The sequence below is a fragment of the Deinococcus aerolatus genome (assembly GCF_014647055.1).
In the GTDB taxonomy this organism is placed as follows: Bacteria; Deinococcota; Deinococci; order Deinococcales; family Deinococcaceae; genus Deinococcus; species Deinococcus aerolatus.
On the sequence record NZ_BMOL01000001.1, the window covers coordinates 565,366 to 584,220 of the forward strand.

The 18,855-nt window shown below is 68.2% G+C and carries 10 protein-coding genes and 2 tRNA genes; 4 read left to right on the forward strand and 8 right to left on the reverse strand.

Annotated features, from left to right (window positions below; all coding sequences use genetic code 11):
* Nucleotides 1-172: 172 nt before the first annotated feature.
* A complete protein-coding gene (locus IEY31_RS02690) occupies nt 173-874 on the reverse strand; it encodes an IclR family transcriptional regulator (RefSeq protein ID WP_188968686.1) in 702 nt (233 codons plus the stop codon).
* Between the two features lie 71 nt (nt 875-945).
* On the reverse strand, nt 946-2,028 hold the full coding sequence (locus IEY31_RS02695) for a M42 family metallopeptidase (protein ID WP_188968687.1): 1,083 nt from the start codon (nt 2,026-2,028) through the stop codon (nt 946-948).
* A 92-nt stretch (nt 2,029-2,120) separates the two neighbouring features.
* On the opposite strand from IEY31_RS02695, the gene lpdA reads away from it, so the two are divergent.
* Together lpdA and IEY31_RS02705 are read left to right on the forward strand one after the other, a co-directional pair.
* Nucleotides 2,121-3,527, forward strand: coding sequence for a dihydrolipoyl dehydrogenase (lpdA, locus tag IEY31_RS02700; RefSeq protein ID WP_188968688.1), 1,407 nt, complete (start codon nt 2,121-2,123; stop codon nt 3,525-3,527).
* Nucleotides 3,528-3,596: 69 nt separating this feature from the next.
* The gene (locus tag IEY31_RS02705; RefSeq protein ID WP_188968689.1) at nt 3,597-4,544 is read left to right on the forward strand and encodes a type I phosphomannose isomerase catalytic subunit; all 948 of its coding nucleotides are present in this window, start codon (nt 3,597-3,599) and stop codon (nt 4,542-4,544) included.
* Nucleotides 4,545-4,774: 230 nt separating this feature from the next.
* Here IEY31_RS02705 and IEY31_RS02710 read toward each other — a convergent pair whose 3' ends face one another.
* Nucleotides 4,775-6,220 carry a phosphoglucomutase/phosphomannomutase family protein gene (locus tag IEY31_RS02710; RefSeq protein WP_188968690.1) on the reverse strand — a complete coding sequence of 482 codons (1,446 nt, stop codon included), beginning with the start codon at nt 6,218-6,220 and terminating at the stop codon, nt 4,775-4,777.
* A 194-nt stretch (nt 6,221-6,414) separates the two neighbouring features.
* Here IEY31_RS02710 and IEY31_RS02715 point away from each other — a divergent pair.
* Both IEY31_RS02715 and IEY31_RS02720 read left to right on the forward strand, forming a co-directional pair.
* A tRNA-Glu gene (locus IEY31_RS02715) sits at nt 6,415-6,489 on the forward strand.
* A 145-nt stretch (nt 6,490-6,634) separates the two neighbouring features.
* A tRNA-Ile gene (locus tag IEY31_RS02720) sits at nt 6,635-6,711 on the forward strand.
* A gap of 158 nt (nt 6,712-6,869) precedes the next feature.
* On the opposite strand, the gene IEY31_RS02725 is transcribed toward IEY31_RS02720, so the two are convergent.
* From IEY31_RS02725 to IEY31_RS02745, 5 genes are all read right to left on the reverse strand, one after another.
* Nucleotides 6,870-8,336 (reverse strand): glutamate synthase subunit beta, encoded by a 1,467-nt coding sequence (locus IEY31_RS02725; RefSeq protein ID WP_188968691.1) that lies wholly within the window; start codon nt 8,334-8,336, stop codon nt 6,870-6,872.
* A gap of 92 nt (nt 8,337-8,428) precedes the next feature.
* Nucleotides 8,429-13,216, reverse strand: coding sequence for a glutamate synthase-related protein (locus IEY31_RS02730; RefSeq protein ID WP_229723266.1), 4,788 nt, complete (start codon nt 13,214-13,216; stop codon nt 8,429-8,431).
* Nucleotides 13,217-13,475: 259 nt separating this feature from the next.
* Nucleotides 13,476-14,570: a hypothetical protein gene (locus tag IEY31_RS02735; protein WP_229723267.1), complete on the reverse strand. Its 1,095-nt coding sequence runs from the start codon at nt 14,568-14,570 to the stop codon at nt 13,476-13,478.
* A gap of 85 nt (nt 14,571-14,655) precedes the next feature.
* A complete protein-coding gene (locus IEY31_RS02740; protein ID WP_229723268.1) occupies nt 14,656-17,520 on the reverse strand; it encodes an LPS-assembly protein LptD in 2,865 nt (954 codons plus the stop codon).
* Nucleotides 17,517-18,827: a SpoIID/LytB domain-containing protein gene (locus IEY31_RS02745; RefSeq protein ID WP_188968693.1), complete on the reverse strand. Its 1,311-nt coding sequence runs from the start codon at nt 18,825-18,827 to the stop codon at nt 17,517-17,519. Before IEY31_RS02745 ends, IEY31_RS02740 begins: the two co-directional genes overlap by 4 nt.
* Nucleotides 18,828-18,855: the final 28 nt, after the last annotated feature.

The following is an 18,855-nucleotide window of genomic DNA, read 5'->3' on the forward strand; positions in this document are numbered from 1 at the left end:
GGTTGGATCGGTTGAAACGGGGTGCGCCTGTCTATCATGACGGGTCAGCGGTGGGGCACGGAACCGCCCGCCACCTAACGCCCGTTTGGCTGCCTGCCGAGTCTAACCGCTTTGGTCTCGCGGCGCACGGTTCCCTGTTCCCGGTATTCTGCGCCGCCGGGGCGGGGATCACTCAGCGGCCCTCGGCCTCGCGCACGATCTCCTGCACGCGCTCGCGCACCGTGCGTTCCTCGCGCAGGTAGCGCCCGGCGCTCATCTGCACGCCGATGGCCGCCACCAGGGTATCCGCGTAGTGGTACGGCACGCCCAGGGTGCACTGCTCCGGAATCCATTCCTCGATGCTGTAGGCGTAGCCCAGCCGCTGCACCCGCGCAACCTCGGTGCGCCACTCGTCGGGCGTGGTGATGCTGCTCTGGGTGCAGGCTGCAAAATGCTTGGGGGCAATGTCGGCGTGGGCATACAGAATCTTGCCGCTGGCCGTGGCGGTGGCCGGCAGGTAGATGTCCAGCGGCAGGTCAATGTCGGCGTCCGGGTGGCGCTCGCGGATGGCGGCCACCACCTCCTCGCCTTCCAGGATGCACAGGAACGCCACGCAGCGCACCTCCAGCGCCAGCCGGGTAATCAGGGCGCGGGCGTCGGGAAACCACGGCAGCGAGGCCGTGAGCTGCGCGCCCATCTCGGCCAGATGCCACGACAGGCGGTACTTGCCCACAGGCGTTCGGCGCAGGAATCCCGCTCCCGTCAGGCCCGCCAGGTACGCGTGGGCCGTGGCACGCGGCACGCCCAGATGGGCCGCCAGCGCACGCACGCCCCACTCGGGCTGCTCGGCGCTGAAGGCCGAAAGAATGTTCGCCGCTTTTTGGAGGGACAGCACCCGTCCAGCTTACGCGGACATCAGGGGAAATGTAAATGTATATGCGGCTTCATTGCGGGTTGAGCCAGAGGTCAGTTTTGGGCAACTGATTTCGCCCCGTCCCCGGCGACGCCCGAGTTCAGGTACGCCAGCATCAGTGCCGCCGTGTCGCGCAGGGCGTCGGTGTGCATGCGCTCGTAGGCGTGGCTGGCGTCCACGCCGGGGCCGATCAGGGCCACCGGGTAGTCCCCGCCGGCCCGCCACGCCGCCGTGCCGTCCGAGGCGTAGAACGGGTACAGGTCCACACGCAGGTCGAGGCCCGCCGCCTGCGCCGCCGCCCGCAGCCGGTTGCCCAGCGCGTGATCGTAGGGGCCGCCGCTGTCGGCCACGCACAGGGTCACGCAGTGTTCGCTGCTGGTCTGGCCCTCGCCCACCGCCGCCATATCCACGGCGATCAGTTCGTCGGTGTGCGGCGGAATACCGGTGGCCGCGCCGTGGCCCACCTCCTCGTAGGTGGTGACGTGAAAGGCCACTGTTTTCGCAGACGGATTTTTGACGAGTTCACGGGTCACGGCCAGGAAGATCGCCACCGCCGCCTTGTTGTCCAGATGACGCGACTTGATGTATCCGGCGGCGGTCACGCGGGGCCGCGCGTCGAGGCTGACGAAGTCACCCACGCCGATGCCCAGGCTGCGGGTCTCGGCGGCGCTGGCCGCCCGCTCATCGAGGCGCACCTCCATCACGGCGGCCTCGCGCTTCAGCTCGCGCAGGGCCGCGCCGTGGACATGGGTGCTCTGGCGGATGTTGACCACGGTCCCCGTAATCACGCGCCCACTCTGGGTGTGAACCTGCACGTCCTCGCCCTCCACGGTGGTCCATTCGTAGCCGCCCAGCATGGACAGCAGCAGACGGCCATTGGGCTTGATGCCCTTGACCATCGCGCCCAGGGTGTCGGTGTGGCCGCTGAAGGTGACGTGGCCCTTACCATTGCCGGGCACCTCCCAGGTCAGGGCGCCCTTGCGGGTGCGCTGCGGCGTGATGCCCAGCGCCTCTACTTCTTTCCGGATCAGCGCGATAGCGGCGTCGGTGAAGCCGGTGGGGCTGGGGGTGTCCAACAGGCGCACGAGGATATCCAGGGTGTAGTCCAGATCGAAGGCCGGGGTGGCAGCAGTCATGGCCTCCACTATGGCGGATTCCCCCCCGCTGTCTCCAGCACAGGAACGCGCCACCTTCCGTTTTGGCGCGCAGTGATACGCTCAGGGGCGATATGGATTCTTATGACGTGTTGGTCATCGGCGGCGGCCCGGCGGGGTATGTGGCGGCCATTCGTGCGGCGCAGCTGGGCTTCAAGACCGCCTGCGTGGACGACTTCACGCGGGACGGCAAGCCCAGCCTGGGCGGCACCTGCCTGAACGTGGGCTGCATTCCCAGCAAGGCGCTGCTGGACTCCTCCGAGAAGTTCGAGATGATCGCGCACGACGTGGCCGATCACGGCATCACGGTGGACGGCCTGAAGATGGATCTGGGCAGGATGCTGTCGCGCAAGACCGGCGTGGTGGACAAACTGACCGGCGGCATCGCCTACCTGTTCAAGAAGAACAAGATCACCTCCATTTCGGGTCTGGGCAAGCTAGTGCGGCAGGACGGCGAGGAATGGATCGTGGACGCTGCCGGAACCGAGGTGAAGGCCAGGAACGTAATTGTGGCGACGGGCAGCAGCCCCCGCGAACTGCCGCTGGTCCCCTTCGGCGGGCACGTGGTGGAGAACAGCGGCGCGCTGAACTTCACGGAAGTGCCGGGGAAGCTGGGCGTGATCGGCGCGGGCGTGATCGGCGTGGAGCTGGGCAGCGTGTGGCGTCGCCTGGGCGCGGACGTGACCATTCTGGAGGCCCTGCCCGGTTTCCTGCTGGCTGCCGACGACGCCATTGCCAAGGAATCCCTTAAGCAGTTCAAGAAGCAGGGGCTGGACTTTCACTTCGGCGTCAGCATCACCAAAGTGGAACAGGGTGACGCGGGCGTGACCGTCACCTACACCGAGAAGGAACAGGAAGTCACGGCGCAGTTCGACAAGCTGATCGTCAGCATCGGGCGCGTGCCGCACACGGCGGGCCTGGGCGCCGACGCCGTGGGCCTCGCACTGGACGAGCGTGGCTACGTCAAGGTGGATTCTCATTACCGCACCAACCTGAAGGGCATCTACGCCATCGGCGACGTGATCGGCGGCGCGATGCTGGCTCACAAGGCGGAAGAGGAAGGCGTGGCGCTGGCCGAGCAACTGGCCGGACAGGCCGGGCACGTCAACTACGACGTGATTCCCTGGGTGATCTACACCAGCCCCGAGATCGCCTGGGCGGGCCTGACCGAGAAAGCCGCCAAGGACGCGGGCCACAAGGTCAAGACCGGACAGTTTCCCTTCAGCGCCAACGGGCGCGCGCTGGGCCACGGCGACCCGCGCGGCTTCGTGAAGGTGGTGGCCGACGCCGACACCGACAAGCTGCTGGGCGTCCACATGGTGGGTCCCAACGTGTCGGAACTGATCGGCGAGACGGTGGCGATCATGGAATTCGGCGGCTCCTCTGAGGACCTGGCCCGCACCATCCACGCCCACCCCACCCTGAGCGAGGTGGTCAAGGAAGCGGCACTGGCCGCCGACAAGCGCGCCCTGCACATGTAACTTGGGCGAAGCTTGAGGAGAGGGGGGGACAGGCTGCGCGGCCTGTTCCCCCTTGTCTATGATGCGGCCATGACCCAGAACCTGACCTCTCCCCTGCCGCTGGAATCCAGGCTGGTCGAGCGCGTGTGGGGCGGCACCCGGCTGATCCCCGAAGGCAGCGATGATGGCCGCAAGATCGGCGAAGCGTGGGTGGTGGGCGAGGACAACCGCGTGGCGGGTGGCCCCCACGCCGGGCAGACGCTGGCCGAACTTTCGAACCGGTTTCCGGCAGCGTTGCTCGGCAGCCGCGCCACTTCTCCCCGCTTCCCGCTGCTGATCAAGCTGCTGGACTGCGCCGAATGGCTGAGCGTGCAGGTTCACCCGGACGACACCCAGGCCCGCAGGCTGGAGGGCCAGGGCTTTCTGGGCAAGACCGAGGCGTGGCAGGTCCTGGACGCCGACGAGGGGGCACAGATTATCGCGGGCATTCAGAACGGCACATCACAGGACACCCTGAGCGCGGCGATTCTGGCCGGAAAGGTGATGGAGCATGTCGCTTACACCCCGGTCCATGCCGGGGACACCTTCCTGATTCCCGCCGGAACTGTGCACGCGCTGGGGCCAGGGGTCTTTCTGTACGAGGTTCAGCAGACCAGCGACCTGACCTACCGCATCCACGACTGGGACCGTCCTGCCGCCGCTGGCCGCGCCCTGCACCTGTCCCAGAGCGCGGAGGTGGCCCGGCCCTGGCCGGCCCCCGCCTCGCCCCCACCGCCCGCCGGAGACGCCGTTCAGGAGCTGACCCGCTGTGATTACTTCGTGTTGGAGCGCCTCAAGAATCAGGCCGGTACGCTGACAGGTGACACCGCCGGGCAGAGTTTCCACGTTCTGACGGTGACGCGGGGCGAGGCGCAGGTGGAAGCGGGCGGGGAGCGCTCTACCCTGGGGCCGTACGGGTCGCTGCTGCTGCCCGCCGCTGTCGGTGACTATGTGCTGTCCGGCGACTTTGAGCTGCTGCGCTCCAGCCTGCCGGGCTAGGGCACAGTGCCAGCAGGGGCGCAGGCGCGCGGGACAACGCCCCGTCCATCATCGGGGCTTTTTACCCAGGCGCTGGCCGGGAAGCGCCCTGGGTGCCCCTTCACCAGCGGCCAGCCCCAAGCAGCAGCCCGCCCACACTTTTTGCCCCTTGATCTGCTGGTCCGCCGGGTTGAGCACCTGGGTGTGACCGGGACTGCTGACGGGATGATTCAGGCCCTGGGCGTGACGCCTCAGTTGGGCTGGTACGCCGGGTCGTGCAGATAGACCCTTCGGGTTGCTTCCGCCAGAATGGCGCGCAGATCAGAGTCGCTCTGGGCCTCCACGTAGACCCGCACCACCGGCTCGGTGCCAGACGCGCGGAACATCGCCGACGCGCCGCCTGCCAGCGAGAGCTTCACGCCGTCGCGGGTGTTGACCTCCTCTACCGCCCGGCCCGCCACCTCGGCAAAGGTCTGGGCCTCGGCCAGCAGTGCGGCCTTGTCGAATTGGGTGCTCAGGTGCAGATCGGCGCGGTCATAGTGATGCCGGAACCCCACCTCTTCCTCGATGTCGGCAAACAGTTCCGGCAGACTCTTGCCGCTGGCCGCCATCGCCTCGATCATCAACAGGCTGTTCAGCAGACCGTCGCGCTCCGGAATGTGCCCGCGCGAGGACAGCCCGCCGGATTCCTCGCCGCCAATCAGGACGGCCCTCGATTCATCGTCCTGCCCTTCCAGAAAGGCGTCGGTGATGTACTTGAAGCCTACCGGCGTTTCCAGCACCTCCAGCCCCAGTTTCCGGGCCAGCAGCTCGATCACGCGGCTGCCCGACACGGTCTTGACCACGCGTCCGCGCAGGCCGCGCACACGGTACAAGTGGGCAGTCAACACGGCGAAGATCTGGTGGCTGTTGAAGAACTGCCCGCCTGCCGTGACCGCGCCTACCCGGTCCGCGTCGCCGTCGGTGACCACGCCCAGGGTCTGCCCCTCCTCTTCGGCCAGCAGAGCCATCAGTTCGCCCAGACTCTGGGGAACAGGTTCGGGATTGACGCCGTGAAACAGCGGATCGGGGCGGCCGTGCAGCTCGGTCAGATCGAGGTTCAGGCCCGCGTGTGCAGCGTAGCCGGTCAGCCAGCCGCTGCCCGCGCCGCCCATCGGATCGTGGATGACGCCGCCCCGGTAGGTCCGCAGCACCTCCAGGTCCAGCTGCCGGTCCAGCTGTTCGTAGTATGCCTGCCGGATCTCCAGGGGCCGCACCGTGCCGCGCGGCCCGCTGTAGGGTTCGGGCGCCTCCAGGGCCGCTTCCACCTCCGCCACCAGGGCCGGAGTGGCGCTGCCGCCGTAGTGCCCCTTGAGCTTGTAACCGCTGTACTGGGGCGGGTTGTGGCTGGCCGTCACCATGACCCCCCCGGCCGCGCTGTGATGGACCACCGCAAAGGACAGCGCCGGGGTGGGCAGGTATTCGGCGGCCAGCCACACGTCCAGCCCCCCCTCGGCTATCGTCTCGGCCACCACGCGGGCAAAGCCGGCCCCCTGGAAGCGGGTGTCGAAGCCCACCACCACTGAGCCGCCGCCCGACTGCCCCCTGGCCTGACGCAGCGCCTGGGCATGGGCGCGCGCCACCCGTCGCACGTTGGCGTAGGTAAAGTCCTCAGCGATAATGTCGCGCCAGCCGTCTGTTCCAAATTTTATGGGCATCCAGGAGTCTCCGGTCCCCAGCGTAGCAAGAAGCTTCTGACAGGATTCCGGCAGCCACCGGGCAAAGCCTGTTGGGCGGTGGGCGGGGTTGCCCATTGACGTATCACCCAGGCTGGGCTATGATTCACGCCGTGCTGAAAAGCACCCCTTGAAAGGGCGGCGGACACACTGAAAAAAGTGAATGCTGAGGGTGTGGCCCCATCGTCTAACGGTTAGGACACTACCCTTTCAAGGTAGCGATACGGGTTCGAATCCCGTTGGGGTCACCAACTCAAGCCTCCGCCTCGGCGGAGGTTTTTGCTTTGTGGTCCGTGCGGTTTTCCCCTGATATTGGGGTGCGCATTGACACCCCGCCGCCCCCTTGCTACATTGACTGCCGCCTGCCCGGTCACGGGCGCGCGGAACATGCGGTGCGCGGGTGTAGCTCAGTTGGTTAGAGCGCACGCCTGATAAGCGTGAGGTCCCCAGTTCAAGTCTGGGCATCCGCACCAAGCAGCAGGAAACCCCGTCCAGTACGGGGTTTTTTTGTATTCAGAAATTCAGCCCGAACACCGGAAAACGTCTGCATAATGGCCGTAAGCGTGAGGTCATATGCACGGCGAGAGGGGAAGCCATCTCTCGCTTCCCCTCCCCCACCACCCGGCCGCTGTTACCTCGGCAGGACGCTTGTGCCCATCAGGTACTGGTCGATGGCCCGCGCCGCCTGTCGGCCCTCGCGGATGGCCCAGACCACCAGACTTTGCCCCCGGCGCATGTCGCCCGCAGCGAACACGCCGGGAAGGTTGGTGACGTAGCCGCCTTCCTCCTCCGTTCTGGCCAGGGCGTTGCCGCGCGCGTCCTTGTCGATGCCGAACGCGTCGATGACGCTGCCCACCGGGCTCACAAAGCCCATCGCCAGCAGCGCCAGTTCCGCCGGGTGGACTTCCTCGCTGCCCTCGATTTCCTTGAGGTGACCGTCGACCAGTTCAATACGCACTGTCTTAACGCCGGTCAGCTTGCCGCCCTGGCCCACAAATTCCTTGGTGGCTATGGCGAATTCGCGGGTCACGCCTTCCTCGTGGCTGGAGCTGGTGCGCAGCTTGAGGGGCCAGTACGGCCAGACCAGCGGCTTGTTCTCGTGTTCGGGCGGCTGGGGCATGACCTCGAACTGGGTGACCGAGACGGCGCCGTGGCGGTTGCTGGTGCCGACGCAATCGCTGCCGGTGTCGCCGCCGCCAATCACGACGACATGCTTGCCATCGGCACGCAGTTGCTTCTTGAGTCTGTCCCCGGCATTGACTCGGTTCTGGCCCGGCAGAAATTCCATTGCGAAATGCACGCCGTCCAGCTCGCGCCCCGGCACCGGCAGGTCACGGGGCTGCTCCGCACCGCCCGACAGCAGCACCGCGTCGAATTCGGCGCGCAGTTCATCCGGGGTCACGGTCTGTTTGGCGAGGTTGGTCACCGTGCTTTTTCTGTCCCACGCGCCCACCAGCACGCCGGTTTTAAAGGTCACGCCCTCGGCCTCCATCTGGGCCACGCGGCGGTCGATGTGGTGCTTTTCCATCTTGAAGTCGGGAATGCCGTAACGCAGCAGGCCACCCACGCGGTCATTCTTCTCGAACACGGTCACGGCGTGTCCGGCGCGGGCCAGTTGCTGCGCCGCCGCCAGCCCCGCCGGACCGCTGCCGATCACGGCCACGGTCTTGCCGGTCCCCACCTGCGGCGGCTGCGGCCTGACCCAGCCCTCCTGCCACGCACGCTCGATAATCGCCAGCTCAATGGACTTGATGCCCACCGGGTCATCGTTGATGTTCAGGGTGCAGGCGGCCTCGCAGGGCGCGGGACAGATGCGGCCCGTGAACTCCGGGAAATTGTTGGTGCTGTGCAGGGTTTCGATGGCCGAAAGCCAGTCGTTCTCGTACACCAGATTGTTGAAATCGGGAATGATGTTGCCCACCGGGCAGCCGTTGTTGCAAAACGGGATGCCACAGTCCATGCAGCGCACCGCCTGCTTCTGTGCCGCCTCGCCTGCCAGTGGCAGCACGAATTCGGCGTAGTTCTTCAGGCGGACATCAACAGGTTGATACTTCTCTTTGACGCGGGGCTGTTCGAGGAAACCGGTAATTTTGCTCATATGCCCTCCGGGCAGCGTGTGGCATGTGGTGTGTGGCCTGCAGAAAAGAGGAGGAAACGGGCGCTTTCCGGCCCTTCATCCCCACGTCCTGCCTACTGCGTCAGCGTGCCCTGTCCGCCCTTGCGGCCCGCCCCGGCCCCCATGCCCGTCGTGTCAGCGGCCTGCACGGTTCCGGCCTCCTTCTGCGCGGCGGCCCGTTCCTTCAGCGCCCGCTGGTATTCCAGCGGAAAGACCTTCACGAAGCGCTTGCGGGCGTTGTCCCAGTCGTCGAGAATATCGCTGGCGATGGCCGAACCCGTCCAGCGGTGGTGGCCCTCGATCAACGTGCGAAGCTGCGTCTCGTCGGCCTCGCCGCCGTGCAGGCTGGCCACATCGGCGCTCTGCATCTGCTCGTCGGCCGGCTGGACCCGGTGCAGGCTGACCATGCTGTGGTTGCAGCGCTTCTCGAAGCTGCCGTCCTCGTCGAACACATATGCCACGCCGCCGCTCATGCCTGCCGCGAAGTTGCGCCCGGTCTGGCCCAGCACCACCACCGTGCCGCCCGTCATGTACTCGCAGCCGTGATCGCCGGTGCCTTCCACCACGGCTTTTGCCCCGCTGAGGCGCACCGCGAAGCGCTCCCCGGCCACGCCGCGCAGGAACGCCTCGCCCGCCGTCGCGCCGTACAGGGCGGTGTTACCGGTGATGATGTTCTGCCGCGCGTCGCCCCGGAACTCGATGCTGGGCCGCACCACCACGCGCCCGCCGCTGAGGCCCTTGCCCGCGTAGTCGTTGGCGTCGCCAATCAGGTACAGGGTCAGGCCCGGAGCCAGGAACGCGCCGAAGCTCTGGCCACCGGTGCCTTCCATCTGAATAAACACAGTCTGATCGGGCAGGCCTTCCGGGCGCACACGAATCAGTTCGCCGGAGAGCATTGCGCCCACCGAGCGGTTGACGTTCCGCACGTCCTGAAGGAAATGCACGCGCTCGCCTTTCTCGATGGCGGGGCGGCATTTCTCGATCAGGATGCGGTCCAGCGCCCCCTCCAGCCCGTGATCCTGCGTGCCGGTGTGGCGGCGGCCCACGTCGGGCAGGTCAGCGCGGAAGAACAGGCGGCTGAAATCCAGGCCCTGCGCCTTCCAGTGGTCTATTCCGGCGCGGGTGTCCAGCAGGTCCGAGCGCCCGATCAGCTCATCGAAGCTGCGGAGGCCCAGCGAGGCCATGATGGCGCGCACCTCCTCGGCCACGAAGAAGAAATAGTTGATGACGTGTTCGGGCTTGCCGGTAAAGCGGGCGCGCAGCACCGGGTCCTGCGTCGCCACCCCCACCGGGCAGGTGTTCAGGTGGCACTTGCGCATCATGATGCAGCCCTGCACCACCAGCGGCGCGGTGGCGAAACCGAACTCATCCGCGCCCAGCAGGGCGGCCACCACCACGTCGCGCCCGGTCTTGAGCTGCCCGTCGGTCTGCACCCGCACCCGGTCCCGCAGGCGGTTCAGCACCAGGGTCTGCTGCGTCTCGGCCAGCCCCATTTCCCAGGGCGTCCCAGCGTGCTTGATGCTGCTCCACGGCGAGGCACCTGTACCGCCATCATGCCCGGCAATCACGATGTGATCGGCCTTGCACTTGGCGACGCCCGCCGCCACCGTGCCGACGCCCACCTCTGAGACCAGCTTGACCGAGATGTCGGCACGCGGGTTGACGTTCTTGAGGTCGTGGATCAGCTGCTTGAGGTCCTCAATGGAATAGATGTCATGGTGCGGCGGCGGCGAGATCAGGCCCACGCCCGGCACGCTGTGGCGCAGGAAGCCGATGTACTCGCTGACCTTGCCGCCGGGCAACTGCCCGCCCTCACCGGGTTTCGCGCCCTGCGCCATCTTGATCTGGATCTGGTCAGCGCTGCCCAGGTAGCCGGTGGTCACGCCAAAGCGCCCGGAGGCCACCTGCTTGATCCTGGAACGCAGCGAATCGCCGGGTTCCAGCGGGTAATCCACCTCCACACGCCGCTCCCCGTTGGCGCTGACGCCCAGGATTCCGGCCAGCGTCTCCCCCTCGCCGATGCTCTCGCCGCGCAATTCACGCTCATAGCGGGCCGGGTCCTCGCCGCCCTCCCCGGTGTTGGACTTGCCGCCAATCCGGTTCATGGCAACGGCCAGCGTGGTGTGCGCCTCAGTGGAGATGCTGCCCAGGCTCATGGCCCCGGTGGCGAAGCGTTTGACGATCTCGGCGGCGCTTTCCACCTCTTCGATCGGCACGGGCGTCGCCTCTGACGTTTTGAACTCGAACAGGCCGCGCAGGGTCATGTGGCGCCTGCTCTGATCGTTGATGATGCGGGCGTATTCCTCGTAGGTGCTGGCCGAACCGCTGCGGGTGGCGTGCTGCAGCTTGGCGATGGCGTCCGGCGTCCACATGTGCTCCTCGCCGCGCACGCGCCAGGCGTACTCGCCGCCCGCGTCCAGCCCACGCGCCAGCACCGGGTCCGCCCCGAAAGCCGCCGTGTGGGTCCGCAGAACTTCCTCGGCCACCTCGAAGATGCCGATGCCGCCGATCTGCGTGGCCGTGCCCCGGAAATACTTTTCCACGAAGTCGGTCTGCAGGCCCATCGCCTCGAACAGCTGCGCGCCGCAGTACGACATGTACGTGCTGACGCCCATCTTGGACATGATCTTGCTCAGGCCCTTGCCGATGGCCTTGATGTAGTTGCGCATGGCCTTGGCCGGGGGAATGTCGCTCAGGTTGGGCATCCCCGGAATCTCGGTGTGCAGGTCGATCAGCGTTTCCAGGGCCAGGTACGGGTGAATGGCCTCTGCGCCGTACCCGGCCAGCGCGGCGAAGTGATGCACCTCGCGGGCGTCCCCGGTTTCCACCACCAGTCCGACTTTCATCCGCAGGCCCGCCCGGACCAGATGGTGGTGCACGCTGGACAGCGCCAGCAGCGCCGGAATCGCCACGCGCTCCCGGTCCACCCGGCGGTCAGAGATGATGATGATGTTGTGGCCGTTATCGATGGCGTCCACCGCCCACGCGTTGATGGTGGCGAGTTTGGCCTCGATGCCGCGCGCTCCCCACTCGGCAGGGTAGGTGATGTCCAGCTCGTAGGCGCTGAACTTGCCGCGCGTGTGTTCGCTGATGGAGCGGACGCGGGCCATGTCGTCGAAGTCAAGAATCGGCTGCGCGACTTCCAGGCGCATCTGCGGGTTTACCGCGTTGATGTCCAGCAGGTTGGGGCGCGGCCCGACAAACGACACCAGACTCATGACCACCGATTCGCGAATCGGGTCGATGGGCGGGTTGGTTACCTGCGCGAACAGCTGCCGGAAGTACGAGTACAGCGGCTTGCTGCGCGCCGACAGCACCGCCAGCGGCGAGTCGTTGCCCATCGAGCCCAGGCCCTCTTCCCCGCTTTTTGCCATCGGCCCCATCAGAAACTTGAGGTCCTCCTGGCTGTAGCCGAAGGCCTGCTGGCGGTCCAGCAGCGTCTCGCTGAAGGTGCCGACGGTACCCATTTCCTCGGCGTCGGCCAGCGGGACGCGGGTGTTGTCCACCCACTGGCGGTACGGCTTGGCCGAGGCGTACTGCGCCTTCAGTTCCTCATCCTCGATGATGCGCCCGGCCTCCAGGTCCACCATGAACATCTTGCCGGGCTGCAGGCGCCACTTCTTGACGATGCGGCTTTCGGGAATCGGCAGCACGCCGGATTCGGAGGCCAGAATCACCAGATCGTCGCGGGTCTGGATGTAGCGCGCGGGGCGCAGGCCGTTGCGGTCCAGCATCGCGCCCACCTGCCGCCCGTCGGTAAAGACCATCGCGGCGGGGCCGTCCCAGGGTTCCATGAGGGCCGCGTGGTACTCGTAGAAGGCGCGGCGGCGGTCATCGAGCAGGGGGTTGTCCTCCCAGGCCTCGGGAATCATCATCATGGCGGCGTGGGCCATCGGGTAGCCCGCCAGCGTCAGCAGTTCCAGCGCGTTATCGAAAGTGGCGGTGTCGGACTCGCCCTCGAAGGACACCGGGTAGATCTTCTTCAGATCATCGCCCAGCACCGGAGAGGACATCACGCCCTCGCGCGCTCGCATCCAGTTGAAGTTGCCCTTGACGGTGTTGATCTCGCCGTTGTGGGCCACCATGCGGTAGGGGTGCGCCAGCGGCCATTCGGGAAAGGTATTGGTGGAAAAGCGCTGGTGCACCAGGGCCAGGGCCGACACCACCGCATGATCTTGCAAGTCCAGGTAATACTCGCCCACCTGGGTGGCCAGCAGCAGGCCCTTGTAGATGACCGTGCGGCACGACATGCTGGGCACGTAATACTCCGCCCCGTGCGTGAAATTCAGTGCGCGAATGGCGTTGCTGGCGCGGCGACGGATGACGTACAGCTTGCGCTCCAGCGCGTCGGGAACGAGGGTGTCCGGCCCCGCCCCGATGAAGATCTGGCGGATCACGGGTTCCTTGGCGCGCACGGTGGGACTCATGGGCATCTCGCGGTTAACCGGAACGTCACGCCAGCCCAGCACCAGTTGCCCCTCGGCGAGGACGGCCCGCTCCAGTTCCTGCTCGCAGGCCCGGCGCGAGGCGATTTCCTTGGGCAGGAAGATCATGCCCACGCCGTAGTCCCCGGCAGGGGGCAGGGTCACGTTCTGCAGGGCCATCTGGGCACGGTAGAAGGCATCGGGAATCTGGATCAGCAGGCCCGCGCCGTCGCCCATCAACGGGTCTGCGCCCACCGCACCCCGGTGGTCCAGGTTTTCCAGGATCTTGAGGCCCTGCTGGATGATCGAGTGCCCCTTGAGCCCCTTGATGTGTGCCACGAAGCCCACCCCGCAGGCGTCGTGCTCGCGGCCCGCGTACAGACCCTGCTGCCGCGCCGCCTCGATCTCCCCGCGTGACGGCGGCCGTGAGGGAGGCACGCATTGGGCAGGAGTCTGGGAATGGGGCAGGCCCGGAAGGCTGGGGTCGGTGTTGTTCGGCATAGGCACGCTCCTGTTCTGGTCATGAGCGCCGCGCCCGGTGTAGGCGGGGCTTCATGGAATCACCATACAGTGGGGTGAATTTTCATGCAGAACGTTGTTTATAACGCGCCCAGCCCACATTTGGCCTGTCGAATGACAGGTGGGGCTGCACCCGCGCCCGAGTGGGCGTTCACGCCGCCGGCCACGGTCCGCAGCGTCAGTTGGCGGCGGGCACCTGCGGCACCAGCCAGACCACCGCGCGGGCGTCATTCAGGCCGCCGAGCAGCAGGCGCGGCACGAAGTTGCCGGATTGCAGGCCCAGAGCCGTGTTGTAGCGGGTCAGGGTGCTGGCGGTCAGGGTGTACAGGTTGCCGTCGGGGGCCAGCGTCAGGTCGCGCAGATCGGCCACGCTGGCCACGCTGAAGGCCGCCCGGCCCGGCGTGCCGTCCCAGACCAGCAGCGGCTGGGCGCCCTGACTGCTCAGAACGTTGCTGCGCCACGCGGCCAGCAGGTTCTGGCTCCCGGCGCTGCCGCTCCACAGCCGGTCAAAGCGCCGCGCCCCGAAGGCAGCCAGCGCCGCGCCGTCTGGGACGCCGGTATCGCTTACCCTCTGCACCCCGGCGTCGGTGGCGGCCAGGATGTCCTGGTTGTAGGCCACCAGATCGCGGATGGCCGGGGTGGGCAGCGGGTCGCTGACGGCGGCCACCGCGTCGCCCACGTTCTGCGGCGCGGCACGCAGCACCTCGCTGCCGCCGCCCACACGCGGGCGGGCCACCAGGGCCACGTCGCCGCGCACCGCCAGCCGCACCGGCGGCACGTCCGGCCCCGGACTGGGCGGCAGGTAGGTGCGCAGCAGCGCGGTCCAGACCACGCTGCCGTCGGCGCGGTACAGCGCCAGTTGCTGCGGCCCGTTGGGGCACTGGCTCAGGGTCAGCAGACGGTCACGCCCGGCGCTGCTGGCCGTCTGGGTCAGGCAGGGCGGGGTGAAGGGCAGGCCCGCAAACGGCTGGATGTCAGCCAGATCACCGTCGCGGCTCTCGATCCTGGCCTCGGTGGTCAGGGCCAGCCGTTGGCCGCTGGGCAGCAAGTTGAGGGTCACGCCCCCGGTGATGGCCACGGTCCTGTCGGCGCTGACCGGCGCAGCGTTGCTGTCGGCATTGGGGGTCACGGTTCGCAGCGTCGTGCCGCCGTCAGTCAGCAGCGCCACGCGCAGGGCCACCTGCGGCTCCTCGGTGCCGGTGCAGGCCACCAGCAGGGCAGGGGTCAGGAACAGGGCGGACAGGCGGGCCAGGGGGGTGGGCAGGGGGGTCATGGGCCTCCTCGGAGGGGATGGGCGGAAACGTACGGAAGCCGGTCTATGCTGGTGCCCGCCCGCAGGCACAGGCGCGGAAGGCTGCTCAGGGCGTGCTGGGGTTCAGCAGCGGCACCCGGGTCCCATCGGGGGTCAGGTCGAACAGCGGGTACTGACTCTGCCCCGGCAGGCCCACCGACAGGCGGTAACGGCGCTGCACCAGATCGGCCTCAGCCTGAACAGCCCAGCAGCAGCGGTCGATGGTCAGGCCGATCACCGGGGACAGCGGGGCGGGGTTCTGGCGCACGCCGTCCACCCAGGTAAAGGTCTGGCGCAGGCTGCCGGTCAGGTACGCGCCGGGCGACTGCCCCTTGCGGCCGATGCCCAGGCTGACGCGCAGCGGATCGATGCTCAGGACATCGGTGGCTGTGTCCTCCGGGTACAGGCCGCTGCGGCTGCGGTAGTACTGCACCCGGCCCGACAGCGCCGCGCGGCTGCCGAACTGGATGTTGGCGTCCAGATCCGCCCGCGTCAGCTCGGTGCGGAACTGGTCCAGGCCGGGGGTGTTGACGGTGGCCGACAGCGCCAGCCGCTGCCCGGGCCGGGTCACGCTCACACTGCCCGACACAGTGGGGCGGGTAAAGCCGCCGCGCACCAGATCGTAGGGGCCGCCGTAGGTAAACTGCCAGTCGTTGGCGCTGCCGCCCACCGTGCCGACGCTGAAGGTCAGGTTGCCGCTGTTCGGGGAGCTGCCGGGGGCCGGGTTGGGGTCCACCGGACGGTTCAGCAGCAGGTCATGGGCGGTGGACAGCCGGTAACGCGCCCGCCACGTCAGGCTGGCGTTGCCCGCAATGCGCCCGGTGGGCGGGTACAGCGTCTCGCTGGCCGAGAAGGTGATGGGATTCAGCACCGCGTCACGCCCCACCGAGGCGTTGATGGTGGCCCCCACCTCGTCAATCTGGGGTTTGGCGATGTTGTGGGTCACGTAGGCGCTGATCGAGTCCGCGCGGGTGGCCCCGGTCACGGTCGCCCGCAGCGTGAAGGGCGCGTGTCCGTTAATGCGCGTGTAGCTGCCGGAAGCCGTCAGGGTCAGGTCCGGCGCGGGCCACGCGCTGCTGCGGCGCAGGTACGCGGGCCGGGCCGGAACGGCGGGGCCGAAAGCGGTGGCCTCGCGGGCCGGCTGGGCGTCCACCGGGGTCAGCGTACCCGCGTTGGCATCGCCCACCGTGGCGCTGTACGAGAAGCTCTCCAGGTCCTTGGTAAACGGCTGGTAGCCCAGCTGGGCGCTCAGGTTCAGTGGCAGGCGGTTGACGGCGACAGTGAAGACGGCGGGGGCCTGCAGGTCCGGGGCCAGGAACAGGTCACGCCGCAGCGACACGCCGAAACTCACGTCCCGGACCGGCACAGTGCTGAGGTTCAGCGTCAGCGGGGCGCTGAGCAGGCGCCCGTTGACCGCGTCAAAGGCAAAGGGGCTGGTGCCCTCGCGCCGCAGGTAGCTGGCCCCGAAGGTCACGGTGTTGGTGGTGTTGAAACGCTGGGTCAGCTGGGCACCCAGGTTCAGGTCCACTGTTCTGGCCCCGGTGCCGTAATAGCGCCCGGTAAAGGTGTTGCCCAGGGTCAGATCGGCGTCCTTCCACGGCTGGGCGGTATAGGCCAGGGCATGCTGCTCCTCGAGGCGGGTGGTGGTGATGTTTTTGCCCTGCGCGGTGGCACTGGGCGACAGCGGGTTGCTCTGGGCCGTGTAGCGCCCCGCCGTCAGGCGCGTGTCGGCGCTGAAGGTGCCGTTGGTGTAGGGCTTGGGGTCCAGCACCACCTCGGTCTTGCGGTATGGCGAGGCCACCCCCTCGGTCGGCTCCGGGCCGAAGCGGCCCAGGTACGCGAACTCCGCCGAGAACAGCGGGTACTCCACCCTGGCCCCGAAATCCACCCGCGTCACGCCGCGCTCGGTGCTGTTCTGTGGCCGCCCGATATCCTTTCGGGTGACGTTCAGGCGGTAGTCCAGGTCACGCACGGCCAGCGACAGCGGCACCCGGCCGGTCACCCCGAAGTCAATGTCCACGTCGTAGCCGGGGTTGGCGCTGCCGTCGGGGTTCAGGGGTCTGGGGTCCGCCAGCGTGTACAGGTTGAGGCGGTCCACGAAGGGCAGGGGCGCGTACGAGCGCAGAGACACGCCCGCGCCCACGCTGGGGCTGCGGTTCTGGTAATAACGCAGCAGCGTGGTACCTAGCGTGCTGCTGCCCACCGAGAACGGCAGGTCAGCTTCCACGGTGTAGCCGTCAGCCGAATCCTGCCCGATCAGCAGCCGGGGCTGGCGTTCGGGGTCATTCAGGGGAATCACGATCACCGGCAGGAACAGCACCGGCACGTCGGCCAGCAGCAGTTGCGCGCGGTAGGCCACCAGCCGGTCACCGGGGTACACGATCAGGCGCTCGGCACGGAAGGCGTAGTCGTTGGGCGTGCGGCCGCACCGGGCGCAGGTGGTGAAGTAGCCGCCGGTGGCGCGCAGCTGCCCCGGAATGCGCTCCACCTCCTGCCCCCGGATCTCCAGATCGGCGTCGCTGATCAGCACGTCCTGGCCGGTGACCTGCTCGTCGCCCAGATCGACCACCAGGTTCTCGCCGCTGAGGTCCTGGCCGTCTTTCGCGCTGCGGTAACTGGCCGCGCCCACCAGGGTCAGGGTGCGGCGCGTGCGGTTGTACTCCACCCGTCTGGCGCGCACCACATCGTCGTCCACGCGCAGTTCCACGTTCGCGCCGCTGATGATGACCAGCTCCTGCCCGTCCACCTGCCGCAGTTCCAGCGTATCGGCCGAGATGATCTTGACCGTGCGCGCTTCCGCGCCGCCCAGCACGGCGGCCCCCAGCAGGCCCACGGTGAGGACCGCCGTGCGCGCCAGCGTGCGGAGGCGCACCGCCCCGTGTTGCGGGGCGGTGCGCGGCCTGCCCAGCCCCATCCGGCTGCCGAAGCTCACTGGACCGGCCCGCCAGGATGCACGGCGAGTGCCGGGATGCCTGCGGCTGGGGCGTCCGCCACCGACGGCAGCCGGAAGCGGCCTGCCAGCACCGCGCCGCTGCGGGTGGCACCGGCCAGCACGCTCAGGCTGGTGCCGGGGTAGTAGAAGCCCAGGATTCTCAGGTGGTCCTGTCCGCTTCGCGCCAGCCCCAGCGCCCCGTACTGAGACAGGCCCACGCCGTGGCCCGCGCCGCTGCCGGTGATGACCAGCGGGTTCAGGCCGCTCAGGGCAACGCGCGTGCCGGGTGCCCCCAGCGCCCGCACGAAACCGCCCGCGTTCGCGCCGGTGATGCGCGCCGTGCCGTCCACCCCGCTCAGGGTGATCTCGGCGGGCCGCCCGGACGGGCTGAGGCGCGTGACGGTCACGGCCCGCAGGCTGCCCACGCGGGCGCCGTAGCGGGCCGCCACCGTCTGCGCCTGGGCCGCCGTGACCTCCACGCGCCACCCGGCACGCGGACTGCCCGCCGAGTACGGATCGGCCTGCGCCCGCAGGTACGGCAGGTCCCGGCCCCAGACCTCGGCGCTGGACGCAGTGAATCCTCCCGAATCGCTGCTGAAATAGGTGCTGGCCGGCTGGCCCGCGTAGCCGAGCACCTGCGCGCGGGTGGCCTCGACAGCGGCGCTAGTCTCGGCCTTCTCGGCTTTCAGGCCGGGGTAGACCTGACAGCTCTCGGTGGCGCAGGTGTCAAACGGGGCCGCCGGATTGATGCGGGCCGCCACGTAGGTCCGCGCGATCACCGCCTGGGCGGCCAGCGCGGCGGCAGGCCACGAGGCGGGCATCTCGGCCGGCACCACGCCGCGCAGGTAGTCCTCGATGTCCAGCACGTTCACGCCCTGCACGCCGCCGTCCTGGACGCGCAGCAGTACGCCGCCCCGGTAGGCCTTGCCCGCGATCTCCACCACACTGCCGGGACTGGGCGGCAGGTACAGCGTGCTGTTGCCCGCCGACTGCCCGTTCAGCGTGAGTTGCCCGCCCGACACGCCCACCGTCCAGGCCGTCTGCGGCTGCGGGCGCGGCGCGGGCAGTCCCGGCGGTGCAAAGGCGTCCGGCGTGGGGGTAACAGCCGGGACCGGCGTGGCCGACACGCGCACCGTCAGTTGCGGGGCGCTGGCCACCAGCACCCGCACGTCCAGGGCAGATGCAGGGGGGGCGCAGGACAGGGCCGCGCCGACAGCCAGCCACAGGGACCGTCCATGCCGCGCCCGCGTCTCTGTCGGCCGCAGGGCCGCAGAGGTGTTCAGCAGGAAGAGGGATGTGTTGGACATGGTTGACCCCGAGTATAAACACCCCGCA